General features: G+C 69.7%; 23 protein-coding genes. 11 read left to right on the forward strand and 12 right to left on the reverse strand.

Annotated features, from left to right (window positions below):
* Window positions 1-73 precede the first annotated feature (73 nt).
* Window positions 74-229 carry a hypothetical protein gene (locus ABD213_RS04255; protein WP_344324843.1) on the forward strand — a complete coding sequence of 52 codons (156 nt, stop codon included), beginning with the start codon at window positions 74-76 and terminating at the stop codon, window positions 227-229.
* Between the two features lie 57 nt (window positions 230-286).
* Here the strand turns inward: ABD213_RS04255 and ABD213_RS04260 are convergent, their stop codons facing one another.
* From ABD213_RS04260 to ABD213_RS04275, 4 genes are all read right to left on the reverse strand, one after another.
* On the reverse strand, window positions 287-547 hold the full coding sequence (locus tag ABD213_RS04260) for a GlsB/YeaQ/YmgE family stress response membrane protein (protein WP_344324846.1): 261 nt from the start codon (window positions 545-547) through the stop codon (window positions 287-289).
* 95 nt (window positions 548-642) lie between these two features.
* The gene (locus tag ABD213_RS04265) at window positions 643-1,659 is read right to left on the reverse strand and encodes an NADP-dependent oxidoreductase (protein ID WP_344324849.1); all 1,017 of its coding nucleotides are present in this window, start codon (window positions 1,657-1,659) and stop codon (window positions 643-645) included.
* Between the two features lie 22 nt (window positions 1,660-1,681).
* The gene (locus ABD213_RS04270; RefSeq protein WP_344324852.1) at window positions 1,682-3,763 is read right to left on the reverse strand and encodes an oxidoreductase; all 2,082 of its coding nucleotides are present in this window, start codon (window positions 3,761-3,763) and stop codon (window positions 1,682-1,684) included.
* A complete protein-coding gene (locus ABD213_RS04275) occupies window positions 3,760-4,155 on the reverse strand; it encodes a nuclear transport factor 2 family protein (protein WP_344324854.1) in 396 nt (131 codons plus the stop codon). Before ABD213_RS04275 ends, ABD213_RS04270 begins: the two co-directional genes overlap by 4 nt.
* A gap of 44 nt (window positions 4,156-4,199) precedes the next feature.
* Between ABD213_RS04275 and ABD213_RS04280 the strand changes: the two genes are divergently transcribed.
* Window positions 4,200-4,460 (forward strand): SCO4848 family membrane protein, encoded by a 261-nt coding sequence (locus ABD213_RS04280; protein WP_344324856.1) that lies wholly within the window; start codon window positions 4,200-4,202, stop codon window positions 4,458-4,460.
* Here the strand turns inward: ABD213_RS04280 and ABD213_RS04285 are convergent.
* Window positions 4,399-4,953: a PadR family transcriptional regulator gene (locus ABD213_RS04285; protein ID WP_344324859.1), complete on the reverse strand. Its 555-nt coding sequence runs from the start codon at window positions 4,951-4,953 to the stop codon at window positions 4,399-4,401. The genes ABD213_RS04280 and ABD213_RS04285 overlap by 62 nt on opposite strands.
* Before the next feature lie 57 nt (window positions 4,954-5,010).
* Between ABD213_RS04285 and ABD213_RS04290 the strand changes: the two genes are divergently transcribed.
* The 3 genes from ABD213_RS04290 to ABD213_RS04300 are packed head-to-tail and all read left to right on the forward strand — an operon-like array spanning window position 5,011 to window position 7,326.
* Entirely contained in the window at window positions 5,011-5,289 is a 279-nt protein-coding gene (locus tag ABD213_RS04290; RefSeq protein ID WP_344324862.1) for a YciI family protein, read from the forward strand.
* A gap of 4 nt (window positions 5,290-5,293) precedes the next feature.
* Window positions 5,294-6,313, forward strand: a complete 1,020-nt coding sequence (locus tag ABD213_RS04295) for an alpha-hydroxy acid oxidase (RefSeq protein ID WP_344324865.1) — start codon at window positions 5,294-5,296, stop codon at window positions 6,311-6,313.
* The gene (locus ABD213_RS04300; protein WP_344324868.1) at window positions 6,310-7,326 is read left to right on the forward strand and encodes an adenylate/guanylate cyclase domain-containing protein; all 1,017 of its coding nucleotides are present in this window, start codon (window positions 6,310-6,312) and stop codon (window positions 7,324-7,326) included. Before ABD213_RS04295 ends, ABD213_RS04300 begins: the two co-directional genes overlap by 4 nt.
* Here ABD213_RS04300 and ABD213_RS04305 read toward each other — a convergent pair.
* Window positions 7,310-8,380 (reverse strand): NAD(P)-binding domain-containing protein, encoded by a 1,071-nt coding sequence (locus ABD213_RS04305; protein WP_344324870.1) that lies wholly within the window; start codon window positions 8,378-8,380, stop codon window positions 7,310-7,312. The two genes, ABD213_RS04300 and ABD213_RS04305, sit on opposite strands and share 17 nt — an antisense overlap.
* Window positions 8,381-8,401: 21 nt before the next feature.
* Window positions 8,402-9,214, reverse strand: a complete 813-nt coding sequence (locus tag ABD213_RS04310; protein ID WP_344324872.1) for an alpha/beta fold hydrolase — start codon at window positions 9,212-9,214, stop codon at window positions 8,402-8,404.
* A gap of 87 nt (window positions 9,215-9,301) precedes the next feature.
* Between ABD213_RS04310 and ABD213_RS04315 the strand changes: the two genes are divergently transcribed.
* Window positions 9,302-10,495, forward strand: coding sequence for a CaiB/BaiF CoA transferase family protein (locus tag ABD213_RS04315; RefSeq protein WP_344324875.1), 1,194 nt, complete (start codon window positions 9,302-9,304; stop codon window positions 10,493-10,495).
* Window positions 10,492-11,634, forward strand: coding sequence for an acyl-CoA dehydrogenase family protein (locus tag ABD213_RS04320; protein ID WP_344324877.1), 1,143 nt, complete (start codon window positions 10,492-10,494; stop codon window positions 11,632-11,634). Before ABD213_RS04315 ends, ABD213_RS04320 begins: the two co-directional genes overlap by 4 nt.
* On the opposite strand, the gene ABD213_RS04325 is transcribed toward ABD213_RS04320, so the two are convergent.
* Together ABD213_RS04325 and ABD213_RS04330 are read right to left on the reverse strand one after the other, a co-directional pair.
* Entirely contained in the window at window positions 11,635-12,402 is a 768-nt protein-coding gene (locus ABD213_RS04325) for a ZIP family metal transporter (RefSeq protein ID WP_344324879.1), read from the reverse strand.
* A gap of 3 nt (window positions 12,403-12,405) precedes the next feature.
* Window positions 12,406-13,116 carry a MerR family transcriptional regulator gene (locus tag ABD213_RS04330; RefSeq protein ID WP_344324881.1) on the reverse strand — a complete coding sequence of 237 codons (711 nt, stop codon included), beginning with the start codon at window positions 13,114-13,116 and terminating at the stop codon, window positions 12,406-12,408.
* A 117-nt stretch (window positions 13,117-13,233) separates the two neighbouring features.
* On the opposite strand from ABD213_RS04330, the gene ABD213_RS04335 reads away from it, so the two are divergent.
* Entirely contained in the window at window positions 13,234-14,448 is a 1,215-nt protein-coding gene (locus tag ABD213_RS04335; RefSeq protein WP_344324883.1) for an acetyl-CoA C-acetyltransferase, read from the forward strand.
* 30 nt (window positions 14,449-14,478) lie between these two features.
* On the forward strand, window positions 14,479-16,668 hold the full coding sequence (locus ABD213_RS04340) for a 3-hydroxyacyl-CoA dehydrogenase NAD-binding domain-containing protein (protein WP_344324885.1): 2,190 nt from the start codon (window positions 14,479-14,481) through the stop codon (window positions 16,666-16,668).
* 54 nt (window positions 16,669-16,722) lie between these two features.
* Here the strand turns inward: ABD213_RS04340 and ABD213_RS04345 are convergent, their stop codons facing one another.
* Window positions 16,723-17,865, reverse strand: a complete 1,143-nt coding sequence (locus ABD213_RS04345; RefSeq protein ID WP_344324888.1) for an HNH endonuclease signature motif containing protein — start codon at window positions 17,863-17,865, stop codon at window positions 16,723-16,725.
* A gap of 29 nt (window positions 17,866-17,894) precedes the next feature.
* Complete coding sequence (locus ABD213_RS04350; RefSeq protein ID WP_344324891.1) at window positions 17,895-18,161, reverse strand: helix-turn-helix domain-containing protein; 267 nt, start codon at window positions 18,159-18,161, stop codon at window positions 17,895-17,897.
* 68 nt (window positions 18,162-18,229) lie between these two features.
* On the opposite strand from ABD213_RS04350, the gene ABD213_RS04355 reads away from it, so the two are divergent.
* Together ABD213_RS04355 and ABD213_RS04360 are read left to right on the forward strand one after the other, a co-directional pair.
* Window positions 18,230-21,322 carry a BPTD_3080 family restriction endonuclease gene (locus ABD213_RS04355; RefSeq protein WP_344324893.1) on the forward strand — a complete coding sequence of 1,031 codons (3,093 nt, stop codon included), beginning with the start codon at window positions 18,230-18,232 and terminating at the stop codon, window positions 21,320-21,322.
* A gap of 95 nt (window positions 21,323-21,417) precedes the next feature.
* On the forward strand, window positions 21,418-24,072 hold the full coding sequence (locus ABD213_RS04360) for a site-specific DNA-methyltransferase (protein ID WP_344324895.1): 2,655 nt from the start codon (window positions 21,418-21,420) through the stop codon (window positions 24,070-24,072).
* Here the strand turns inward: ABD213_RS04360 and ABD213_RS04365 are convergent, their stop codons facing one another.
* Window positions 24,073-25,341 carry a hypothetical protein gene (locus tag ABD213_RS04365; protein ID WP_344324897.1) on the reverse strand — a complete coding sequence of 423 codons (1,269 nt, stop codon included), beginning with the start codon at window positions 25,339-25,341 and terminating at the stop codon, window positions 24,073-24,075.
* Window positions 25,342-25,454: the final 113 nt, after the last annotated feature.

Below are 25,454 nucleotides of genomic sequence, written 5' to 3' on the forward strand. Positions count from 1 at the left end.
ATGCGACGGCGGCGCGGACCCCTACGTTGGAGGGATCGACGGCGACGGACGCCGTGGATGAAGGGAGAATCGCATGATCATCCTTGGCATCATCTTGTTGATCCTGGGAGCAGTGCTCGACATCGGGATCCTGTACACGATCGGCGGGATCCTGGTGCTCGTCGGCGCCATCCTCTGGATCCTCGGAGCCACCGGTCGCGCCGTCGGCGGCAGGAGACACTTCTTCTGACCTCGACGACGACGAAGCCCCGCACCGTGATCGGTGCGGGGCTTCGTCGTGCAGAGGTCAGCGTGCGGAGCGCGCCGAGATCTGGCGGTAGATCAGCAGCGCGACGACGGCGCCGACGATCGACAGCAGCAGGCCGCTGGTGTTGAAGACCTGGATGCCGTCGCCGGAGATGAGCGAGCCGATGAAGCCGCCGACGAACGAGCCGATGACGCCGAGGACGAGGGTGCCGAGGATGCCCATCGGGTCCTTGCCCGGGACGATGAGGCGCGCGAGCGCGCCGGCGATGAGGCCGACGATGATCAGGGTGATGATGCCCATGAGGGTGTCCTTTCGCGGGGTAGGGAGCCGGTCCGGCCCCCGTCGATCCACCTTAGAGATTCCTGAGGGCTTCGCACCTTCGGCCGATCGTGGGTTCAGTCCGGGAGGCGCACCAGGAGCTTGCCGACGTTGCGCCCGGACAGCAGCCCGCGGAAGGCCTCCACGGCGTTCTCGAGACCGTCGACGACGTCCTCGAGGTAGCGGACGGAACCGTCCGCGACCCACTGCGTCATCTCACGGCGGAAGTCCTCGGTGTGGGTGGGCACGAACTCGTCCTGGATGAACCCGCGGACCGTGAGGCTGCGGGTCAGCACGAGGTTCATGAACCCGGGGAAGCCGAGCGCGGAGTCGGGTGCGGAGGTGGCGTTGTAGTTCGCGACGAGCCCGCACACGGGCACGCGGCCGTAGGTGTTCATGCGGCGCAGCACGGCCTCGCCGACCGGGCCGGCGACGTTCTCGAAGTACACGTCGACGCCGTCGGGCGTCGCCGCCTTGAGGTCGTCGGCGAAGGTCGGGGAGCGGTGGTCGAGGGCGACGTCGAAGCCGAGCTCGTCGGTGAGCAGTCGCACCTTCTCCTCACCGCCGGCGATGCCCACGGCCCGCGCACCCTTGACCTTGGCGATCTGTCCGACGGCCGAGCCGACCGGTCCGGCGGCGGCCGCCACGACGACCGTCTCGCCCTCGGCAGGCCGGCCGATCTCCAGCAGTCCGGCGTAGGCGGTGAAGCCGGGCATGCCGAGGACGCCCAACGCGGTGGACGGGGGAGCGGCCTCGGGGTCGAGTCGGCGGACGTGCCGGGCGTCGACGACGGCGTGGGTCTGCCACCCGGTGAACGCCAGGACGAGGTCGCCGGGCCTGCGGTTGTCGACGGTCGACTCGACGACCTCGCACACGGTCTGTCCGAGCACGACGTCGCCGATCTCCAGCGGTGCCGCGTACGAGCGGGCCCGGCTCATCCGGCCACGCATGTATGGGTCGAGCGACAGGTAGCGCGCCTTCAGGAGGACCTCGCCCTCCTGCAGCTCGGGCAGGTCGACGGTCACGGTCTCGAAGTCGCTGTCCTTCGGCTCGCCCTCGGGGTAGGCGGCGAGGCGGATCTGGGTGGTCTGCATGGTTCTCCCTCGATGTGGGTGGTCAGATGGTGGCGGCCAGCTCGGTGGCCTGCTTGATCGCGCGCTTGGCGTCGAGCTCGGCGGCGACGTCGGCGCCACCGATGACGTGCGTGGTGACGCCGGCCGCCTCGAGCGGCTCGACGAGGTCGCGCACCGACTCCTGGCCCGTGCACAGCACCACGGTGTCGACGTCGAGCACTCGGGGCGTGCCCTCGGTGTCCTTCTCACCGTCATGGACGCGCACGTGCAGTCCGTCGTCGTCGATGCGCTCGTAGACGACGCCCTTGACGAAGTCGACGCCGGAGTCCTTGAGGGTCTGGCGGTGGACCCAGCCGGTGGTCTTGCCCAGGCCCTTGCCGTGCGCGGAGTGCTTGCGCTGCAGCAGGTGCACCTGGCGTCGCGGCGGAGCGAGCACCTTGGTGGTGAGCCCGCCCCTCTCCTCGGCCGGGTCGGTGACGCCCCACCGCTGCATCCAGTGCTCGATCGACTCGTGGGGGTCGTGCAGGAGGAACTCGGTGACGTCGAAGCCGATGCCGCCGGCGCCCAGCACGGCGACCTTCTCCCCGACCGGCGCCCCCGCGATCACCTCGTCGTAGCGCAGGACGCTCGGGTGGTCGACGCCGTCGATCTCGGGGATGCGCGGCGTCACGCCCGTCGCGATGACGACCTCGTCATAGGTGGTGAGCAGCTCCACGTCGGCACGGGTCCCCAGGTGGACGGTCACGCCGTTCTTGTCCAGCATCGTCGTGTAGTAGCGCAGCGCCTCGACGAACTCCTCCTTGCCGGGGATGCGGGCGGCGATGCGGAACTGGCCGCCGAGGCTCTCGTCGGCCTCGAACAGGTCGACCGTGTGCCCCCGGCCGGACAGTTCGACCGCGGCGGCGAGCCCGGCCGGGCCGGCGCCGACGACCGCGACCCGCTTGGCGCGTTTCGTGGGCAGCAGGACCAGCTCGGTCTCGTGGCCCGCTCGGGGGTTCAGCAGGCAGGTGGCGCGCTTGTTGGAGAACGTGTGGTCCAGGCACGCCTGGTTGCACGCGATGCAGGTGATGATCTCGTCGCTGCGGCGCTCGGCGGCCTTGGCGACGAAGTGCGGGTCGGCCAGCAGCGGACGCGCCATCGAGACGAGGTCGGCCTGGCCGGACGCGACGATCTGCTCGGCGATCTCGGGGGTGTTGATCCGGTTGGAGGCGACGACGGGCACCGCTGTGCCGTGCTCGGTCAGCGCGTCGCGCAGACGCCCGGTCAGCGGGGCGAACGCGGCCCGCGGCACCGAGGTGACGATGGTGGGGACGCGCGCCTCGTGCCAGCCGATGCCGGTGTTGATGATCGAGACGCCGGCCTCCGCGAGCCTGAACGAGAGCTCGACGGTCTCGTCCCAGGACTGCGCGTCGTCGACGAGGTCGAGCAGGCTCTGACGGTACATGACGATGAAGTCGTCGCCGACGAGCTCGCGCGTGCGGCGCACGATCTCGATCGGGAAGCGCATCCGCTTCTCGGCGGTGCCGCCCCACGCGTCGTCGCGGGTGTTGGTGCGGGCGGTGATCATCTGGTTGATGAGGTAGCCCTCGGAGCCCATGATCTCGACGCCGTCGTAGCCGCCGCGCTGGGCCAGGGCGGCCGCCTTCGCGAAGTCGGTGGCGGTGCGGTCGATCTCCTTGGCGCTGAACGCGCGCGGCCGGAACGGGCTGATCGGGCTCTTGCGGCGCGACGCGCTCTTGACGAACGGGTGGTACCCGTACCGGCCGGCGTGCAGGATCTGCATCGCGATCTTGCCGTCGTGCTCGTGGACGGCGTCGGTGACGACGCGGTGGGCGTCGGCGAAGGAGCGGTTGTTCATCGTGCCGCCGAACGGCAGCAGCCAGCCGGTGCGGTTGGGGGAGTACCCACCGGTGACGCTCAAGGCCACGCCGCCCTTGGCGCGCTCGGCGAAGTAGGCCGCGAGCTTCGGCAGGTCCTTGCGCCGGTCCTCGAGCTTGCTGTGGATCGAACCCATGATGACCCGGTTCCGCAGCGTCGTGTGCCCGAGGTCGAGGGGGCTCAGCAGGTGGGGGTAGTCCGGGTGGTCCGGCTGGGTGAACGGTGACGGGGTGGACGGGCTGGTCATGCGGACTCCTCGGTGGCCTCGGCCTGGATGCGGGGGAACTCCGCGCTCATCGCCTCGGCGAGGGCGTTCGCGGCGGACAGGGGGCGGACCATGACGGTCAGCTCGGTGATGCGGCCGTCGTCGCCGACGGTGATGAAGTCGCACCCGTGGAGCTCGACGTCGCCGACGCGTGTGGCGAACACGAGGGCGGAACGACCGCCGTCGCCGGCGAGCTCGCCGGTGTACCGGAAGTCCTGGAAGACACGCCCCACGGCGCGCAGGATCGCGGCGACGACCGGACGGCCCTCGTAGGGACGGAAGGCGACGGGGCTGCGGAAGACGACGTCGTCGGCGAGCAGGTCGCCGAGGCCGTCGAAGTCACCGCGCTCGACGGTGTCACGGAAGGCGTGCATGGTCTCTCCTGCCGGGGGATGGGTCGGTGTGCTCGAATGGTCGGGTGATCTCACGGTTCTCGGCCTGGGTGCTGGTGGCGGCAGGTGTGTTCAACGTCGTGATCTGGCCGCGGTTCGCGCGGACGATCGTCGCCGACGAGCGTGCCTGGTCCGGTGACGCCTGGGGCAGCGCGCCGACGTCGTTCTTCTGGGTGCATGCCGTGCTGATCGGGTCGGCGATGGCGTTCGGGGTCGCGGTGCTCGTCATCGGGTTCCGTGCCCTTCGGGCCCTGCGAGCCGATCGAGGATCTCGTCGCACCAGCTGATGCCTGCCTGCTCGGCGAGGATGCCGCCGCGCAGCACGAGCCACGCACCCACCTGGTCGTCCTCGATCGCGTCGGGGTCGGGGTAGAAGCGCTCGGCGCTCTCGCGGTAGTAGGCCAGTGTGGCGTGGTGGTGCTCCCTGCGGCGCCGGACGTCATCGATGATCGTCGTGGGGTCGCCGAACGGCAGCGCACGGATCTTGACGGCCAGCTCGCTGCGCAGCACCTCCGGTGAGGTCGGCGTCCGGGTGTAGTCGGCGAGCTCGACGCGGCCGGCGTCGGTGATCGCGTACTCCTTCTTGTCTGGGCGACCGTCCTGCTCGACGGCTCGGCAGTCGACGAGCCGGGCCGCCTCCATGCGCGCGAGCACGCGGTAGATCTGCTGGTGGCTGGCCTTCCAGAAGTTGCCGATGGAGGCGTCGAACCGGCGCGCCAGCTCGTAGCCGCTGGCGGAACGTTCCGCCAGGGACACGAGGATCGCGTGCTCCAGAGCCACGCCGGAACCGTACTATGCAACGAGTTGCACAATCAAGGGTGGGCGTACGTTGGGTCCATGGCACACTTCGTCGCGACGTACGAGTACTCCGCCGCCGAGACCGAGCTCGCCGCCGTGCGCGCCGAGCACCGCGAGTACCTCGCCGGTCTCGACGAGCTGCTGATCAGCGGCCCGGCCGACGACGGCCGCGGCGCGGTCCTGATCTTCGAGTCCGAGACCGCCGAGCAGGTCGAGGCGCTCCTCGCCGCCGACCCGTTCGTCGCTCAGGGACTCGTCGGGGAGCACCGCGTCCGCCCCTGGAAGCCCGTCCTCGGCCGCCTGCTCGAGCACTTCTGAGCCGATGGACGACACCGACCTCCTCGACATCCTCGGCGACGGCGCGCACGGCTACTTCGCCGGTGGCGCCGGCGACGAGATCACGCTGCGTGCCAACGAGACGTCGTGGTCACAGGTGCGGCTCGCGCCGCGGGTGCTCGTCGACGTCAGCGAGCGCGACCCGTCGGTGACGTTGCTCGGCAAGCAGCGGCCGAGCCCGATCGTCGTGGCCCCGATGGCCTACCAGAAGCACGTGTGCCCCGACGGCGAGCTCGCCTCGGCCCGTGGCGCGGCCCGCACCGGCAGCGGCTACGTGCTGTCGTCGCAGACCACCACGGCACCGACCGTCGTCGGGCCGGAGGTCTCGGACCCCTGGTTCCAGCTGTACGTGTTCCGCGACCGGCAGGTCTCGCTGGACCTCGTCGCCCAGGCGCGCGAGTCCGGCTACGAGGCGCTGGTACTCACCGTCGACTTCCCCGTGGCCGGCTGGCGCGAGCGTGACAAGCGCACCGGGTTCCGGGTCGAGCACCCCGTCGCCCTCAACCTGGACGGTCCGCCACTGACCACCGAGGAGCTCTTCGCCCTGCACGACCCGAGCCTCACGTGGGACGACATCGGCGCGTTCGCCGAGGCGGCCGGGATGCCGCTGCTGCTCAAGGGGGTCCTGCGGCCCGACGACGCCGAGCGAGCCGTCGACGCGGGAGCGGCAGGGATCATCGTGTCCAACCACGGCGGCCGCCAGCTCGACACCGTCCTGACCGGTGCCGAGGCGCTCCCGCCGATCGTCGACGCGGTCGCCGGCAGGGCCGACGTGCTCGTGGACGGTGGCATCCGGCGCGGGTGGGACGTCGCCAAGGCGCTCGCCCTCGGTGCCGACGCCGCCCTCGTCGGGCGCCCGGTGCTGTGGGGGATGGCCCGCGGCGGGGAGGAGGGGGCCGTCGCGGTGCTCGAGCAGCTGCACGCCGAGCTGGACTCCACGCTGGCCCTCCTCGGGGTCCCGAACGCCCGCGACCTCGACCGCGGGGCACTAGTCTCGCAGGTGTGAGTGACCACGAACCCGAGCAGGACCAGCCGGCGTTCGACCCGTCGGTCCTCATCGACGTCGCCCACGAGTTCCTCTTCGACGGCCAGCCCGACCTCACGCAGGCGCAGGTCGCCGAGCGTGCCGGCGTCAGCCTCGACCAGGCGAACGAGCTGTGGCGCTACCTCGGGTTCTCCGTCGTCGGCGACGACGTCGTCGCGTTCTCCGAGGCCGACGTCGAGGCGATCCGCATCACCCGGCGTCTCACCGAGCTCGGGATCGTCCCGTCGGACTCCATCCCGCAGTTCGTGCGGTCGGTGGGGCGCAGCTTCTCGCGGCTCGCGGACTGGCAGGTGCGGGTGCTGCTCGCGTCGATGGCCGACACCGACGAGCACGACCCGCCTCTGGAGGTCATCAGCGAGGTCATCCCGATGGTCGAGGAGGTCCAGTCCTACATCTGGCGACGCCACCTGCTCGCGGCGTCGAGTCGGATCGCCATGCGCGCCGTCCGCGAGGAGTCGTCCGGCCCGACCACCGTCGGTTTCGTCGACATCGTCGGGTACACGTCGCGCAGCAGGCAGATGAGCACGCGCGACCTCGCCGAGCTCGTCGAGCACTTCGAGGCGTTCGTGACCCGAAGCGTGGTCGACGCCGGCGGCCAGGTGATCAAGACGATCGGCGACGAGGTGCTGTTCACGATCGAGGACCCCGAGCTCGCGGCCGGCGTCGCGCTCGAGCTCGTCGACCAGGGCGAGGACGAGGACGACGAGCTCTTCCCGCAGGTGCGGGTCGGGCTCGCCCATGGTCCGGTGCTCGCGCGCCTGGGCGACGTCTACGGCTCGACGGTCAACATCGCGTCGCGGCTCACGTCGGTCAGCCGCCCGGGGCGCGTCCTGGTCGACGCCGAGCTGTCGACGCTGCTGCGCGACGCCGACGAGGACCGCGAGGAGCCCCGCTACCGGCTGCGGCGCACGCGTCGCGTCTCCGTCAAGGGGTACGAGCACCTCGAGGCGTGGTCGCTCAAGCGGCCTCGCTGAGTGCGCGGGACACCCCGATCGCGGCGAACCGGCCGGCGCGGTTCGCTCCGATCGTCGAGGCCGACGGCCCGTACCCGACCATCTGCACGCGCGGGTCGGCGGTCGCCGTCGTCGATGTGGCGGACGTCGAGCCGAGCTGGATCCCGCCGTGCTCGGACCGCAGCCCCAGCGGGGCCAGGTGCGCGATCGCCGGGCGGAAGCCGGTCGCCCAGAGGATCGCGTCGACATCCTCTCGCCGACCGCCGTCCCACTCGGCTCCCCCCGGGACGAGTCGGTCGAACATCGGCAGCCGCTCGTAGGCGCCGAGGCGCGCAGCCTCCTGCTCCTGCGGGCGCAGCATCAGGCCGGTGACGCTGACGACGCTGCGTGGCGGGTAGCCGGCCCGCACCCGCTCGGCCACCATCGCGACCGCCTCGCGCCCGGCTTCCGGATCGAAGGGCTCGGTGCGCCACACCGGCTCCCGTCGCGTCACCCAGAGCGTGTCGGTGACCGGCCGTAGCTGGCCCAGGAACTGCACCGCCGACGCGCCCCCGCCGACGACGAGGACGCGCCTCCCGCGGAAGTGGTCCGGTCCCGGGTAGTCGACGGTGTGCAGCTGCTCGCCGCGGAACAGCTCCTGGCCGGGGTAGCGCGGCACGAACGGCTGCGTCCACGTGCCCGTCGCGTTCACCAGGGTGCGCGAGTGCCAGGTGCGACCGTCGTCGGCGTCGACGCGGAACAGGTCGGCCTCGTCGGTCACCGACTCCACGCGGACCGGTCGGACGACGGGGAGCTCGTGAGCGCGCTCGTACTCGGCGAAGTACCTCGGCACGAAGACGTTCGCCCGCTCGTCCCCGGCGGCCGGTGGGACGGGGGCCTCGGGCAGGTCGGCGACGCCGTGGACGTCGGCCATGGTGAGGGCGTCCCAGCGGTGCTGCCAGGCGCCGCCCGGGGAGTCGTCGGCGTCGAGGACGACGTGGTCGATCCCGCGCCGGCGCAGGTGGAAGGACGCGGAGAGCCCGGCCTGGCCGGCCCCGATGACCACACTGCCGACGACGCCGTCGCGCACGCTCACGTCGGGACCCTCATGGCTGGGTCAACGCAGCACCCTCGTCGATCCTTCCTCGACCGCGAGCTCGACGAGCCGCACGATGAGCTCGGGGTCGTCGGTCATGGGGACGTGGCCGGCCCCGTGCAACGGGACGTGGCGCGCGTAGGGCAGGCGCGCCCGAGCCGTGGAGGCCTGGGCGTACGGCAGGAGGCGGTCCTCGGTGCCCCACGCGATGGTCGTGGGGACGGGGACGTGACGGTCGAAGCGGTAGATCACGCCTTCCTTGGCGGTGCGCTCGAAGGCCGTCGCGTGCTTGAGGGCCAGGGAGTCGCCGAACGTGGACTCGGCGTCGAGCCGCTCGGGCTTGGCGTACAGCGGAAGCCCGATGAGCTTGCGGGCGGTGGGGTTCTGTGCGAGGCGCTCGAGCAGGAAGGCCGGGGTGAGCAGCGCCATGAGCCGCATCAGCATCAGCGGGACGAGGGCCTGGAACCGGTTGACAGGACCGAAGAACCCCGCCGGGCTGAGGGCGGTGACCGAGGAGACGAGGCCGCGCGAGCCGAGCTCGAGGGCGATGGCGCCACCGAGGGAGTTCCCGACGACGTGCGGCTTCACCGCTCCCCACCGCTCGAACTGGCCGTACAGGTGGTCGCAGGCGTTGTCCATGGAGTAGCGGACGCCGCCGGCGAAGGCGGGGGACTGCCCGAACCCGGACAGGTCGGGTGCGATGACGTCGTAGGTCTTGGCGAGGCGGTCCATGACCGGGCCCCAGGCCTCGCGTCGGTGACCGATGCCGTGCAGCAGGACGATCGTCGGGGCGCCGGTGGGGCCGCGTCGGGTGTACTCGAGGTCGGGGAGCATGGCGGAATGCTCCCACATACCGACGGTATCCGACCGGGGAGCGTGACCCTCTCGACATCGTGACAGTCCTACTGTCACAATCATGGTGTGACGATCACTGACACCAGCCAGGGCCGGACCGGGCCGCTCGCGGGCATCCGCGTCGTCGAGATGGTCGGGATCGGACCCGGCCCCTTCGCCGCCATGCTCCTGGCCGACCTCGGCGCCGACGTCGTGCGCGTCCACCGGCCCGGGGGCGGCGGCCTGCAGATCACCGCCCCGGAGCAGGACCTCCTCGGGCGCGGACGTCCTTCCGTGGCGCTGGACCTCAAGGATCCTCGCGGCGTCGAGACCGTGCTCCGGCTCGTCGAGAAGGCCGACGTCCTCCTCGAGGGGTTCCGCCCGGGCGTGACCGAGCGCCTCGGCATCGGACCCGACGACTGCCTCGCCCGCAACCCCGCCCTCGTCTACGGCCGCATGACGGGCTGGGGCCAGGACGGACCGCTCAGCCAGAGCGCGGGGCACGACATGAACTACATCGCGGTCGCCGGCGCGCTGGACTCCCTGGCCCGCCGCCGCGACGACGCCCCCACGTTCCCCATGAACCTGCTGGGCGACTTCGGCGGCGGGTCGATGTACCTCGTCACCGGGGTGCTCGCCGCCCTGCTCAGCGCCCGCACCACGGGCGTCGGCCAAGTGGTCGACGCCGCCATCACCGACGGCACCGCCCACCTCATGACGATGGCCGTCACGATGCAGCAGGCGGGCATCTGGGACGGTCGCCGCGGGACCAACCTGCTCGGCGGCGCCGCACCGTTCTACGACGTCTTCGAGACCTCCGACGGCCGCTGGATGTCCGTCGGCCCGCTCGAGCCGCAGTTCTTCGCCGCGTTCGTCGAGCTGCTCGGGGGCGAGCTCCCCGGCCAGTACGACCTCAAGGAGTGGGGCACCCTCCGCACCGAGATCGAGAGGCGGTTCGCCGAGCGCACCCAGGCCGAGTGGACCGAGGTCTTCGACGGCACCGACGCTTGCGTCCACCCGGTGCTGCCGCTCGCCGAGGCCTACGAGCACCCGCACAACGTCGCCCGTGGCACGTACGTCGAGCACGAGGGCACGACGCAGCCCGCGCCCGCACCCCGGTTCAGCGCCACCCCGGCCACCTTGACCACCCCGCCCGTCGCGCCCGGGACCAACACCCGGGACGCCCTGACCGCCTGGGGGATCGACGACGTCGAGTCCCTCATCGCCGACGGCATCGCCGTCCAGACCGACCCCGACACGACTGAAGAGGACCCGTCATGAAGCGCACCATCTTCGAGGCCGACCACGAGGCCTTCCGCGACACCGTCCGCACGTTCTGCGAGAAGGAGATCGCCCCGAACCACGAGCAGTGGGAGAAGGACGGCATCGTCCCGCGCGAGGTCTGGACCAAGGCCGGCGAGCTCGGCCTCCTGGGCTTCATGATGCCGGAGGAGCACGGCGGCGGCGGCATCCAGGACTTCCGCTACAACGCGATCCTGTCCGAGGAGATCACCCGCGTCGGCGCGAGCGGCGTCGGCTTCGTCATCCAGACCGACCTCGTCTCCGGCTACCTGCTGGAGTACGCCACCGAGGAGCAGAAGGCGCGCTGGCTGCCCGGCTTCTGCAGCGGCGAGACCATCACCGCGATCGCCATGACCGAGCCGGGCACCGGCTCGGACCTGCAGGGCATCAAGACCCGCGCCGTCCGCGAGGGCGACGAGTGGGTCATCAACGGCTCCAAGACCTTCATCACCAACGGCATCAACGCCGACCTCGTCCTCGTCGTGTGCCAGACGAACCCCGAGGCCGGCGCCGGCGGCTTCTCCCTCATCGCCGTCGAGCGCGGCACGCCCGGCTTCGAGCGTGGCCGCAACCTCGACAAGATCGGCCTCAAGGCGCAGGACACCGCGGAGCTGTTCTTCGAGGACGTCCGCGTCCCGGCCGAGAACCTGCTCGGCGAGGAGGGCAAGGGCTTCATCTACCTGATGGAGAACCTGCCGCAGGAGCGCCTGTCCATCTCGATCGTCGCTGCTGCCGCCTGCCGTGCCGCGATCGACATGACGCTCGACTACGTCAAGGAGCGCAAGGCGTTCGGCAAGCCCGTCGGCTCGTTCCAGAACAGCCGTTTCGTGCTCGCCGAGCTGCAGACCGAGGCGCAGATCGCCCAGGTGTTCGTCGATGAGTCCATCACCCAGCACAACCGCGGCGACCTCACCGTCAGCGACGCCGCCATGGGCAAGTGGTGGACCACCGAGCTGCAGAAGAAGACCGTCGACAAGTGCCTTCAGCTGCACGGCGGGTACGGCTACATGAGCGAGTACCCGATCTCCAAGGCCTACCTCGACACCCGCATCCAGACGATCTACGGCGGCACCACCGAGATCATGAAGGAGATCATCGGCCGCACGATGGGCCTGTGATCAGGCGATCGCCAGCAGCACGAGGCTGAGGACCATCGTCGCGCCGCCCGCGACCGCTGCCGCCGCGACCGTCCGCGTCCCTGCCAGGGTCCGGGCGGCCGGCAGCAGCTCGGCGGCACTGATCTGCAGCATCATGCCGGCGATCAGGCCGAACACCGCGCCGAGTGCCGCCTCCGGGAGGATCGCGGCGAGCAGCAGGTAGCCCAGGAGCCCGCCCACCGGCTCGGCGAGACCGGAGCCGGTGGCGTAGGCGACTGCCTTCGCGCGGCTGCCGGTCGCGGCGTGGACGGGTGCGGCGACCGCCACGCCCTCGGGCACGTTGTGGATCGCGATGGCGATCGCGATGGCGATGCCGGCGACCGGCTCGTCGACCGTCGCGGTGAACGTCACCAGACCCTCCGGCAGGTTGTGCCCGGCCACGACGAGGGCGACGATGACGCCACTGCGTCGCAGGCGGGTGCGCTGCACGTCGGTGTCGAGGGCGGCGTCCGGGGTGTCGGCGGCCCGAGGCACTGCGCGCTGGACCACGAACACGATCGCCGCGCCGACGACGACGAGCACGAGCGTGAGCGTCAGACCGAGGTCGACCGCCCCCTTCGGCACGATCTCGACGACGGAGATGGTGATCATCGCCCCGGCCGCGAAGGCGAGGGAGGCAGCGAGCCCGGCCCCGGTGCGCAGGCGACCGACGGTGGCGACGACCCCGCCGATGATCGTGGCGGCTCCCGCGAGCAGGGTGACCAGGAGCGCGAGGAGGATCGGGTCCACGCCTCAGGTCCGCTTGCTGATGCTGCGCCGCTTCTCCTCGTCGACGCTCTGCTCGTACGCGGTGACGAGGGCCTGCACGGTGAGCGGCTTGAAGCGTTCGACCATCGCGGTCATGAGCTCCGGCGGCTGCCCGGAGGCCTTCAGGTGCGGCCAGACCTGGGTGCGGAACAGCTCGGTGAGCTCGCGGGCGAGGGCCTGGCCGTGGTCGGTGACGATCCGGCGGGCCGCGGTGGCGGCATCGAGGGGCAGACCGGCGTCGAGGAAGCCGATCCCGACCGCGAGATGGGCTGCCGCCACATTGAAGCGGTCCTCGGTCGGCGTCGGCTCGACCACGCCGAGGGCGACGAGCACCTCGAGGTCGTCGTCGGTCAGCGAACGTCCGGCGCGTACCTCGAGCGCCCCCCGGTCCAGGATCTCCGGCATCGCCGGGCTCCACGGCGCGAGCAGCGTGCGGTGCAACGCCACCTCCTCGGGGGTGGCGTCGTCGGGGATGTTGGCGAGGTAGCCCTCGATGGCGGAGAGGGTGAACCCGTGGGCCTGCAGCTCCTTGACGAGCTCGAGGCGCACGAGGTGGTCCGGGCCGTAGTAGCCGTTGCGCCCCTCGCGTCGCGGCGGCGGGATCAACCCGCGGCCCGCGTAGAACCGTACGGTCCGCACGGACATGTCGACGCGCGCAGCCAGCTGTTCGACGCTCAGCGTCTGCGTCTCGGTCACGTCGGGAGCCTACTCGTCACGGAATTCGGGGCCAGTCTGGAACTCTGACAGTAGTGGTGTCAGAATCGGGTCAGATCGACGGCTCGCCCGTCACCCCCGACTCCGCGAGGAACCACCATGACCGACGCGTTCATCTACGACGCCATCCGCACGCCGCGCGGCCGCGGCAAGAAGTCCGGATCCCTGCACGAGATCAAGCCGATCTCGCTCCTGAACGGCCTGCTCGACGAGCTGCAGAGCCGCAACCCCGACCTCGCCCCGAACGAGGTCGACGACGTGGTGCTCGGTGTCGTCTCGCCCGTGGGCGACCAGGGTGCCGACATCGCCCGTACCGCCGTCCTCGCCGCCGGCTTCGGCGAGCAGGTCGCCGGCGTCCAGCTGAACCGCTTCTGCGGCTCGGGACTCGAGGCCGTCAACCAGGCCTCGGCGCGCGTCAAGTCCGGCTGGGAGGACCTCATCGTCGCCGGCGGCGTCGAGTCGATGAGCCGCGTCCCGATGGCCTCCGACGGTGGGGCTTGGGCCATGGACCCCGCCACGGCGCTCGCGACGGACTTCGTCCCGCAGGGCATCGGTGCCGACCTCATCGCGACCCTCGAGGGCTTCAGCCGCGAGGACGTCGACGCGTTCGCCGCCGAGTCTCAGGCGCGCGCTGCCAAGGCGATCGCCAACGGCTACTTCGCGAACTCCGTCATCCCGGTCCGCGACCAGAACGGCATGCTCGTGCTCGACCACGACGAGTTCGTCCGCGAGGGCACGACCGTCGAGTCCCTCTCGGCCCTGGGTCCGTCGTTCGCCCAGATCGGCGACTTCGGCGGCTTCGACGCCGTGGCGCTGGAGAAGTACCACACGGTCGAGAAGATCAACCACGTCCACCACGCCGGCAACAGCTCCGGCATCGTCGACGGCGCCGGCCTGGTGCTGATCGGCAACGAGAACGCCGGCGAGCGTCACGGTCTCAAGCCGCGCGCCCGCGTCGTCTCGACCGCCGTCATCGGCTCTGAGCCCACCATCATGCTGACGGGCCCCGGCCCCGCCTGCCACAAGGCGCTCAAGAAGGCCGGCCTCACGATCGAGGACATCGACCTCGTCGAGATCAACGAGGCGTTCGCCGCCGTCGCCATGAAGCTCATGCGTGACCTCGGCGACTACCCGCACGAGCAGACGAACGTCAACGGCGGCGCCATCGCCATGGGCCACCCACTCGGCGCCACCGGTGCGATGATCCTCGGCACCCTCGTCGACGAGCTCGAACGTCGCGAGAAGCGTTACGGGATGGCCACGCTCTGCATCGGCGGCGGCATGGGCATCGCCACCATCGTCGAGCGCATCTGATCCCCCGACCCACCTCCAGGAGAGACCCACATGAGTGAAGCAGTGCGTTACGAGGTCGAGGGCGGCATCGTCAACCTCGTCATCGACGACCCCAGCCAGAACGCCAACACGATGAACCAGGCGTACTCGGACTCGATGGCCAAGGCCGTCGACCGACTCGTCCAGGAGATCGCGGACGACGCCGACGCCATCAAGGGCGTCATCGTCTCCTCGGCGAAGAAGACCTTCTTCGCCGGGGGAGACCTCAAGCTCATGACCCAGGCGACCCCCGCGGACGCGCAGGCGCTCTTCGACAACGTCGAGGGCATCAAGGCGACGCTGCGTCGCCTCGAGACCTGCGGCAAGCCCGTCGTCGCGGCCATCAACGGCGCCGCCCTCGGCGGTGGCCTGGAGATCGCGCTCGCGTGCCACCGGCGCATCGCCGTCGAGGGCCGCTACGAGATCGGGCTGCCCGAGGTGACCCTCGGCCTGCTGCCCGGCGGTGGCGGCGTGACCCGCACCGTCCGGATGTTCGGTCTGCAGGACGCCCTCATGAACGTCCTGCTGCAGGGCCCGCGCATGAAGCCGGCCGTGGCCCAGTCGAAGGGCCTCGTCGACGAGGTCGTCGGCTCCCAGGACGAGCTGCTGCCCGCCGCGAAGGCCTGGATCGAGTCGGTCCAGGGTGACGAGGAGGCTGCCACGCAGCCGTGGGACCGCAAGGGCTACCGCATGCCCGGCGGCACCCCGTCGTCGCCGAAGCTCGCGCAGTTCCTGCCCGCGTTCCCCTCGAACCTGCGCAAGCAGCTCAAGGGCGCGCCCTACCAGGCGCCGCGCAACATCATGTCCGCCGCCGTCGAGGGCGCGCAGGTCGACTTCGACACCGCGTCGCGCATCGAGTCGCGCTACCTCGTCGAGCTGCTCGTGGGTCAGCAGTTCAAGAACATGACGCAGGCGTTCTTCTTCGACCTGTCGTCGATCAACGCCGGCGGGTCGCGTCCCGAGGGCGTCGAGCCGCGGAAGTTCACCAAGGTCGCCGTGCTCGGCGCCGGCATGATGGGCGCGGGCATCGCCTACGTCTCGGCGAAGGTCGGCATGGAGGTCGTCCTGAAGGACATCAGCCTCGAGGCCGCCGAGAAGGGCAAGGCGTACAGCGAGAAGCTCCTGGCCAAGCAGGTCGATAAGGGTCGCATGACGCAGGACAAGGCCGATGAGTTCCTCGCCCGGATCCACCCGAGCGACGACTACGCCGACCTCGAGGGCTGCGACCTCGTCGTGGAGGCCGTGTTCGAGTCCGTCGACCTGAAGCACCAGGTCTTCGGTGACCTGCAGGACGTCGTCAAGCCCGACGCCCTGCTCGGCTCGAACACGTCGACGTTGCCCATCACGAGTCTCGCGGAGGGCGTCAAGCGTCCCGAGGACTTCATCGGCATCCACTTCTTCTCCCCGGTCGACAAGATGCCGCTGGTGGAGATCATCGCGGGCGAGAAGACGAGCGACGCCTCCATCGCGGGTGCGCTCGACTACGTGCAGCAGATCAAGAAGACCCCGATCGTCGTCAACGACAGCCGCGGGTTCTTCACCAGCCGCGTCATCGGCACGTTCGTGAACGAGGGCATCGGCATGCTCGCCGAGGGTGTCCACCCGGTCTCGATCGAGCGCGCCACCACCCAGGCGGGCTTCCCGGCGCCGGTGCTGCAGCTGACCGACGAGCTCAACATGGAGCTGATGGTCAAGATCCGCAACGAGTCGAAGGCGGCCGTCGAGGCCGAGGGCGGCACGTGGGAGCCGGCCCCCGCCGAGGCGATCATCGACCGGATGATCGAGCTGGGTCGTCCGAGCCGCCTGAAGGGCGCGGGGTTCTACGAGTACGCCGACGGCAAGCGCACCGGCCTCTGGTCGGGGTTGACGGAGGAGTTCCCGGTCGCCGAGGAGCAGCCGGACTTCGAGGACCTCAAGGAGCGCCTGACGTTCATCATGAGCCTGGAGACGATCAAGTGCCTCGAGGAGGGCGTGCTGCGCACGGTGCCCGACGCGAACATCGGCTCGATCTTCGGCATCGGCTTCCCGGCCCTGCACGGTGGCGCGATCCAGTACGTCAACGGCTACCCGGCCGCGGACGGCTCGATCGGCATCGAGGCGTTCACGCGTCGCGCGCAGGAGCTGGCGCAGACGTACGGCGACCGCTTCGAGCCGCCGGCGCTGCTGCTGGAGAAGGCGAAGAACGGCGAGAAGATCAGCTGATCCACGCCTGAGCGAGTGCCCCGCGACCGGCCAGGTCGCGGGGCACTCGTCATCTCAGGCGAGGACCGGGTCGGAGGGGACCTCTCGTCCGGTGGGCAGGATCCATCGCAGGACGTCGTGTCCCTTCATGGAGTGGTGCCGTCGGCACAGTGCCCACATGTTCGATCCGTTGGTCGCCCCGGTGGGCCAGGGTTCTCGGTGGTCGAGGTCGCATCGTTCGGCGGGGACTCGGCATCCGGGTGCTCGGCAGACGCCGTCGCGGAATCGGATGGCCTTGGCGAGGGTTTCGGGGGCGAAGCGTCCGACGTAGTCGTGAGCGAGCGTGTTCCCGTGGACGGGATCGGTGATGATCCGGTGCCAGAAGGTGTCGTCGGGGTCGACGTCCTCGAGGATCCAGGAGGCGGGGACGGACCATTCGCCATCACTGGATTCGGCGTGGCCGTCGATGAGTCCGGTGAGGACGTCGGCCTCGATGGTCACGGCGATGTCGCCGGTGACGGTGGGGAGGTCGGTGGTCTCGCCGTGGGTGAGCCAGGAGACGAACAGGTCGGCGGTCCGCTGCGGCAACGTGCGGTCGTCCTCGTCGTCGACGGGGGTGCGGGCGGCGCGGTCGAGGCGCTTCATCACCGCAGCTGCCTGGTGTGACGGCAGGTAGGCCGAGAGCCAGGACATGCCGTCCTCGAGGTGGTGCAGCGAGACGTGGCGCTGGGCGCGGGCCTTCTCGGCCCGGTCGATCGCTTCGTCGGGTTCGACACGGGTGATGAACCGTTTGATCCAGGCCCGGAGCTCAGCGGTGGTGTGGGTGGTGGCGTAGGCGAGGGCCTTGGAGTCGAGCAGCGCCCACGAGGACTCCCGTTCCAGCCGGTCCAATCCCGTGGAGATCTCCCGCACCCGCGCGGCGTCAATCAGGCCCTCGGTGAACGCGGCCCAGCACATGGGTGCGTGCTCGACCATCCGATCGGCCGTCGCGAGCCGCGACCAGACCTGGTTCTCCGACAGGCCCATCGCCTGCCCGATCGACATCGGGATCGCCGAGCGCTCCACGAGCTGTCGCATCGACCCGTCGAGCCGACTGATGCGTGCCTCTTCGGCATCGCGGAACGCGAGCATCGCGGAGTACATCGCCGCCTCACCCCGAGCCGCCGTGCGAGCAGCCATGACCATGGCCTCCTCGCTCGTGCTCTCCCCGATGTCCATGAATCAAACATACGTGCGGCCACCGACAGTCAATCCGGAGCATTCTCGCCGTCGTCGGCTGGCCAGTAGACGTCCGCGATCAACGTCGGCAGGTCAGTCTCCATGGCCTCGGCGATGCGCATAAGGCTCTTGAGCGTCGGGTTCTTCGTGTGCCCCGACTCCCAGCGGTCCCACTGCTGGAGGTCCAGGCCGATGCGGCTCGCGGCATCGTTCTTCGACAGTCCGCGCCTGGCTCGCCACTTCACCATGTGCGTCGCGAGGCGACTCGCGACGTCTTCCAGGTGAATCTGCGACACGGCCCCACCCCACCGGTTAGGGTGGCCGGAGTCTTCAACATCAATGTTGAAATCTCGGAGGTGGGGACGTGGGTGCGTCTGCTCTCGCCAACCCCATCCTGAACGGCCCGTACGACATCCCGAGCCGGCACTTCGCGATGGGTCCCCAGGGTCCGACGGGCGACATCGTCGACGGTCGTCGGCCGAGCGAGTCCTTCATCCCCGTGGCGCAAGCGGTCAAGAACGCCGACGGATCCAGCCAGGGGATGCTCGAGTTCGAGGGCACGGTCGAGCGTCGCGAGCTGAACTCCTTCATCAACAGCGTCCGCCGCGAGGTCGACCTGTGGCGCGCCCAGAACTATCCCCGTGCCACCGCGGTCAGTCGCAAGCTGATGCTGCACTGGTGCGACGAGCATCGTGAGAACCGTGTCCTGTTCTGCCAGCGGGAGGCGGTCGAGACCGCCATCTACCTGCACGAGGTGGCGGGCCGGGAGGACTTTCGGGAGTTCAGGACCACCCTCGAGGCCCACAACGTCCAGTACAACGACGGACTGCCGCGCATCGCCCTGAAGATGGCGACCGGCAGCGGCAAGACCGTCGTGATGGCCATGCTCGTCGCCTGGCAGACCCTGAACAAGGTGGCCACGCCCCGAGATGCGCGGTTCGTCAAGCGCTTCCTCGTCGTCGCGCCGGGGGTGACGATCCGCGACCGGCTCCGCGTCCTGCAGCCTGGCTCCCCCGGCAACTACTACGACCTGCGGGACCTCGTGCCCGCGGACCTCGCGCAGGGCCTGGGCCAGGCGCGGCTCGCGATCGTCAACTACCACGCCTTCGTCAAGCGCGAGACCAAGGAGTTCGCAGGCGTCGCCAAGACCACCAAGGCCATCCTCAAGGGCCACCGTGAGGGCAACCCGTTCGAGGAGACCGACGAGGCGATGGTCCACCGCGTGCTGCGAGACCTCGGCCCTGCCGCGTCGGGCCGCAGCGGCGAGATCATGGTGCTGAACGACGAGGCGCACCACTGCTACCGCGATCGCCCCGTCGGCGCCTCCGAGCGGAAGTCCCTCAAGCTGACCGCCGAGGAGAAGGCCGACGCCAAGCAGGCGAACGAGGATGCGCGCGTCTGGTTCAAAGGATTGCAGGCCGTCGCGAAACACGTCGGCATCAAGGCGGTCTGGGACCTCTCGGCCACTCCCTACTACCTCAAGGGCAGCGGCTACCACGAGGGATTCATCTTTCCCTGGACCGTCTGCGACTTCTCGCTCATGGACGCGATCGAGTCCGGCATCGTGAAGGTGCCGCGCCTGCCGGTCGACGACGACGCTGCCGGCGACGAGGTGGCCTACCGCGACCTGTGGGAGGACGTCGGACCGGAGCTCGGCAAGCGCAAGCTCAAGGACGTCGCCATCACCGACTGGGTCATGCCCACTCGCCTGGAGGGCGCATTGCGCAGCCTCTACGCCAATTACGGCGCTGCATGGCGGCAGTGGGAGGAGACCTTGCGTTCGGCGGGGGAGCCTCCGCCGGTCTTCATCGTCGTGTGCCCGAACACGGCGGCCTCCAAGCTGGTCCACGAGTGGATCGCGGGGTTCGAGGTCGGCCGCGACGGCGGGTACGTCGAGCACACCGACGGCCACCTGCCGCTGTTCAGCAACGGTCAGGACGGCAAGGCCGTCGACCGACCGAGGACGATCCTCGTCGACTCCGCGCAGCTGGAGTCTGGTGAACCGCTCAAGGGTGAGTTCAAGTCCGCGGTCGCCGGAGAGATCGAGACCTTCAAGAGCGAGTACCGCCGGCGCAACCCCGGTGCGGACACCGACAAGATCACCGACGCCGAGCTCCTGCGCGAGGTGCTGAACACCGTCGGCAAGAAAGGACGTCTCGGCGAGCAGGTGCGCTGCGTCGTCAGCGTCGCGATGCTCACCGAGGGATGGGACGCCAACACCGTCTCGCACATCCTCGGCATCCGCGCCTTCCGCTCGCAGCTGCTGTGCGAGCAGGTGGTCGGCCGCGGTCTGCGTCGCCGCTCCTACGCCCTCGGCGAGGACGGGCTGTTCTCGCCCGAGTACGCGAACGTCTACGGCATCCCGTTCGCGTTCATCCCGTCCGAGCACGAGACGGGCTCGATCGAGCCGCCGCCGCCGGCCCAGGAGGTCGTCTCGCTCGCCGGTCGCGAGCAGTACCGCATCGAGTTCCCGATCCTCGACGGCTACCGCACGGAGGTCCCGGACGCACCCATCGAGTTCGACCCCACCGACGAGACGCGACTCGTCGTGGGCCGCGACAGCGTCCCGCGCTGGACACGGCTGGCCGGCATCGCCGGGGAGAACGTCGAGGCACGCATCGCCACCGCGGATGCCCGCGAGCAGCGCATCGGGTTCGAGATCGCGTCTCGCCTGCTGCGGGTGCACTTCACCAGTGACCAGGGCGAGCAGCCGTGGCTGTTCCCGCGGCTGCTGGACGTCACGCGCCGGTGGCTCCGTGAGTGCGTCGACATGGAGGACGGCTACGACCTCACGCGGCTGCTGCTCGCCGAGGCACAGTCGGAGGCGGCGGAGAAGATCCACCGCGCGATCGTCCAGCTCGACAGCAACCGCCGCCCGCGCGTCAGGGCCATGCTCCGCCGAGGAGGCCACGTCGGCGCCACCGACGGGGTCGACTTTCTCACCCGCAAGGCCGTGGTCGACACGACGAAGTCCGAGGTCTCCCACGTCGTCCTCGACGGCAAGGACGGCAACACGTGGGAGCAGCTGCTCGCCGCCGAGTGCGAGATCAGTCCTGACGTCGCCGCCTACGTCAAGAACGACCACCTCGGCTTCGCCATCCCCTACGTCCACCGTGGGCACTCCCACTCCTACCTGCCCGACTTCCTCATCCGGCTGCGGCGCCGCGACGACGACGTGCAGAGGTACCTGATCGTCGAGGTGTCGGGCGGTCAGAAGAGTCCCGGCCCCACCGTCGAGAAGGCCCAGACCGCTCTCACCAAGTGGTGCCCGGCGGTCAACAACGACGGCCGGTTCGGGCGGTGGGGCTACGTGGAGATCACGACGATGATCGACGTCCGCCGGCGACTGCAGGACGCCATCGACTCGCTCTACGCCGACGGCCCGGTCATCGGCGACGACGACGTGCAGGACTTCGGTCAGACCGGCGTGAACGAGGTGCTCGGTGCTGGCAGCTGACGACGTGAATCACCGCAGGCAACACGATCTCGACGGCGACTGCTCCAGGAGGGCTCGACGTGGCTGGTAGGAAGAGGGTTCAGGGGCCTACGCGCGTGGAGGCCACCACCCACGGCGACAAGCGGCCGAACATCCCCACCGTCGACGCGCAGGACCTCGTCGACCCGGAGCTGCAGGAGGACGTCCGCATCCGGCTCGAGCGCCGCATGACGTCGCCCGAGCTGTTGTGGAAGGGCAAGTCGCTCGACGGTCTCGACGTCGAGGCGCCGCCGATCTACATCCAGGAGAAGGTCGACCCGCGGGTGCTCGTCGAGAACCTCCGCAAGACGGCCGCCACTGGCGAGCCGGAGCCCGAGCTGACGCTCTTCGACACCTTCGACGGCCTCGACGAGCTGGACTCCGTCGATTTCTACCGCCACGAGGCCAACTGGTCGAACCGGATGATCCTCGGCGACTCCCTCCAGGTCATGGGATCGCTCGCCGAGCGGGAGGCGCTGCGCGGCCAGGTGCAGATGGTCTACATCGACCCGCCGTACGGCATCAAGTTCGGCTCCAACTGGCAGGTCTCGGCGCGCAAGCGCGACGTCAAGGACGGCAAGCGCGAGGACGCCGCTCGCGAGGCCGAGCAGATCAAGGCCTTCCGTGACACGTGGGAGCTGGGCATCCACTCCTACCTGTCCTACCTGCGGGACCGCCTTGTCGTCGCCCGTGACCTGCTCACCGAGTCGGGGTCGTGCTTCGTGCAGATCGGCGAGGAGAACGTTCACCTCGTCCGGAGCCTCATGGACGAGGTCTTCGGGGCGGAGAACTTCGTCAGCCAGATCGCGTTTGCCACCACGAGTGGCTTCGTCGATGCTCGGGGCCTCAGCCGATCGGGTGACTTCATCCTGTGGTTCGCGAAGGACGTCGGCAGAGCCAAGGTTCGTCCCCTCTGGCGGAGGGGTGGCAGTGACAGTGGATACAACTGGGTGATGCTCGCAGACGGCGAGCGCCGCCCAGCCACAGCGGACGAGAAGTCTGGGAATGCCCGTCTTCCGGACGGAGCCCAGCTGTACCGCAACGACAATCTCCGGTCGCAAGGCGCCAGCAAGACCGAACAGCGATACGAGTACGGCGGACGTAGTTACCTTCCAGGGCCACAACTGCACTGGAAAGCGAAGTGCCCCGAGGGCCTCGATCGACTTGCTGCGGCTGGGCGAATCCACAACGCAGGGTCATCGCTCGAGTACGTGCGCTACAAGTCTGATTCCGGCTGGCAGCCGTACACGAACACGTGGTCTGACACAGTCATCGGTGGGTTCACTGACGAGAAGATCTACGTCGTTCAGACGACGACGAAGGTGATCAGTAGGTGCATGTTGCTGTGCACAGACCCAGGCGATCTCGTGCTGGATCCTACGTGCGGATCTGGAACGACAGCTCAGGCGGCCGAACACTGGGGGAGGCGATGGATCACAATCGACACCTCCCGTGTCGCGCTGGCCCTCGCGCGCCAGCGGCTCATGGGCGCGAGGTTCCCCTTCTACCTGCTGGCCGACTCCGAGGCGGGGCGTGCGAAGGAGAGCTCCCTCTCGGCGACGCCGCTGCCGCCGGCGCAGGTGACCAACGACATCCGCCACGGCTTCGTCTACGAGCGCGTCCAGCGCATCACGCTCGGCTCCATCGCCAACAACCCCGACATCGTCGAGGGGATGAGCCGCGAGGAGATCGACGCGGCGATCACGCGGCACGCCGACTTCGAGATGCTCTACGACAAGCCCTACGAGGACAGGAAGACCGTCCGCGTGACCGGGCCGTTCACCGTCGAGAGCCTCAGCCCGCACCGCTCGCTCGCCTTCGCCGGGACCGACGACCGCCACGAGACGCAGGCCGAGGCCAAGGGCGCGGCCGACAGCGAGCACTTCGAGCAGACCATCCTCGACAACCTCACGGCCGCGGGCATCCAGAACGGCGCCAAGGGCGAACGCATCCACTTCGCGTCCGTCGAGCCGTACGCGGGCGCGCACATCCAGGCCGTCGGCGAACGGGTGCACACCGAGGCCAGCCACGCGGCCCCGTCGCGCGTCGCCATCGCCCTGGGGCCGCAGTACGGCACCGTGAGCCAGTCGTTCATCAAGGGCGCCGCCAAGGAGGCGATCACCGACGCGTCCATCGACCTGCTGTGCGTGCTCGGGTTCGCCTTCGACGCGCAGGCGTCGGACGTCAAGGAGGTCGACGACGTCGCCCTCGAGCCCGGGTTTGCCGAGGTGGAGAACGAACGACGCGTCGGCCGCCTCCCCGTGCTGTTCGTGCGGATGAACGTCGACCTCCTCATGGGCGAGGAGCTCAAGAAGACCGGCGCCGGCAACCTGTTCACCGTCTTCGGCGAGCCGGACATCGACGTCAGGACCGAGCCCGGGCAGGACGGCGAGGACCAGGTGGTCGTGGAGATCCGCGGCGTCGACGTCTTCGATCCGACCACCGGCAACGTCCGCAGCGTCGACACCGGACAGATCGCCCTCTGGATGATCGACACCGACTACGACGGGGAGTCGTTCTTCGTCCGGCACTGCTACTTCACCGGTGGCAACGATCCCTACAAGCGCCTCAAGACGGCACTCAAGGCCGACATCGACCCCGACGCCTGGTCCACGCTGTACGCCACGACGTCGCGGCCCTTCGACCTTCCGAGCACCGGGAAGATCGCCGTCAAGGCGATCAACGACTACGGCGACGAGGTCATGAAGGTGTTCGACGTCCCGTCGCGGTGATCAGCCACGCTCCAGCTGATGGATGAGAGCGGTGACGGCGACGTCCCCGAGAGGGGTGAGCTGCACGCCCCGGTCGTCGACGACCACGGCACCGGTGTCCGCGACCGCCTCGAGGTCCAGTCGAGCGCGCGCCACCTCGATGTCGGCCACCGACATGCCCTGAGCTCGCATCCTGGCCGGCAGCAGCCAGTCGTCGAGGAACCCGCCGAGCTCCTCCCAGGTGACCAGCCCGCAGCGCAGGACGTAGGAGCGCACCAGGGCGTAGGTGATGCCGGCGCCGTCGGAGAGGTAGCGCAGCGTGGACATGTACGCGCCGATGAACGACGAGACCCCGAAGCGGACGCAGGTCTCGTCGTCCGCCAGGTCCGGGAAGGGCAGTCGGCGTGCCACCGTGGCGTGGGGATCGAGGAGTCGCGCCCACGCGGCGGCCTCCCACAAGCGGTTCAGCGCCCTCGCGTCGCGGGCCGAGCGCCATCCGCCGTCGTCAGGCAGTGCGAGCTCGTGGATGAGCGCGCGAGCCCGAGCCGGCTTCAGTGCGCCGGTGGAGGTCAGCGGCTCGCGGTCCTCCAGGGCGGCGTGGAGGCGCCGGAGCTCCGCGGTGAGACCGGCCGATCGCACGGCCGGGGCCACCTGCGAGGGGTCGGGCAGGGAGCCGGTCGGCAGGTCATGGCGCATCGAGAGCACGACGAGCTGCACGGCGTCGGTCGTGCCGTACGCCTCCTGGGCACCCACGTAGCCGCTGAGGTGCATCGAGGTCGGGTCCGGTGAGAGCGCGCGCCGTTCATGGACGGGCAGTGCGTTCCACCGCGCCTGTGTCGCCTCCAGCGACGATCGGATCGACTCGATGTCGTCGCCCTCGGAGATGCCGAGCCCGATCTGATCGGCGTAGTCGAGCATCTGCTTGCCGATGGACCACTGGCTGCGATCGGCTGAGCGTTCGTTGATGCCGCGCACACTGCTGCGCACCTCCTTCAGGAGATCGGCCAACGGGGCCGACCGGCCCGACATCGTTCCGGTGTTCCGCAGGAAGCGGAGGAAGGAGTCCAGGGACGAGCGCAACGCCTCCTCGTCCAGCTCCTGGCCATCGCCCTTGGCGGGCCACAGGGAGGTCAGCAGGTCGGTGACGGACCCGGCCGGCCACAGGGTCGGCGCCGTGTCGGCGTAGGTCTCTCGCAATTCCAGCAGGACCCGCAGGGTCTTCACGTCGAGGACCTTCTTGCGTCGGTCGGCCCAGATCTTCGCGTCGAGCAGGAGGTCGTCGGAGGGCACAGGACCATGGTGCCGTGTCTCGACCGTCCCGTCATCGGCGCCGGGGGCGTGAGTGCGTCCGCGACGGGCCGAGCGGGGTCGTTCCCGACTCGACGGACGATGACGATTGGAAC

Source organism: Aeromicrobium halocynthiae (assembly GCF_039531385.1).
In the GTDB taxonomy this organism is placed as follows: domain Bacteria; phylum Actinomycetota; class Actinomycetes; order Propionibacteriales; family Nocardioidaceae; genus Aeromicrobium; species Aeromicrobium halocynthiae.

Coding starts and splice junctions, on each gene's coding strand:
- ABD213_RS04255 (WP_344324843.1), top strand. CDS start 74: ATGATCATCCTTGGCATCATCTTGTTGATCCTGGGAGCAGTGCTCGAC.
- ABD213_RS04260 (WP_344324846.1), bottom strand. CDS start 547: ATGGGCATCATCACCCTGATCATCGTCGGCCTCATCGCCGGCGCGCTC.
- ABD213_RS04265 (WP_344324849.1), bottom strand. CDS start 1,659: ATGCAGACCACCCAGATCCGCCTCGCCGCCTACCCCGAGGGCGAGCCG.
- ABD213_RS04270 (WP_344324852.1), bottom strand. CDS start 3,763: ATGACCAGCCCGTCCACCCCGTCACCGTTCACCCAGCCGGACCACCCG.
- ABD213_RS04275 (WP_344324854.1), bottom strand. CDS start 4,155: ATGCACGCCTTCCGTGACACCGTCGAGCGCGGTGACTTCGACGGCCTC.
- ABD213_RS04290 (WP_344324862.1), top strand. CDS start 5,011: ATGGCACACTTCGTCGCGACGTACGAGTACTCCGCCGCCGAGACCGAG.
- ABD213_RS04295 (WP_344324865.1), top strand. CDS start 5,294: ATGGACGACACCGACCTCCTCGACATCCTCGGCGACGGCGCGCACGGC.
- ABD213_RS04310 (WP_344324872.1), bottom strand. CDS start 9,214: ATGCTCCCCGACCTCGAGTACACCCGACGCGGCCCCACCGGCGCCCCG.
- ABD213_RS04320 (WP_344324877.1), top strand. CDS start 10,492: ATGAAGCGCACCATCTTCGAGGCCGACCACGAGGCCTTCCGCGACACC.
- ABD213_RS04335 (WP_344324883.1), top strand. CDS start 13,234: ATGACCGACGCGTTCATCTACGACGCCATCCGCACGCCGCGCGGCCGC.
- ABD213_RS04340 (WP_344324885.1), top strand. CDS start 14,479: ATGAGTGAAGCAGTGCGTTACGAGGTCGAGGGCGGCATCGTCAACCTC.
- ABD213_RS04345 (WP_344324888.1), bottom strand. CDS start 17,865: ATGGACATCGGGGAGAGCACGAGCGAGGAGGCCATGGTCATGGCTGCT.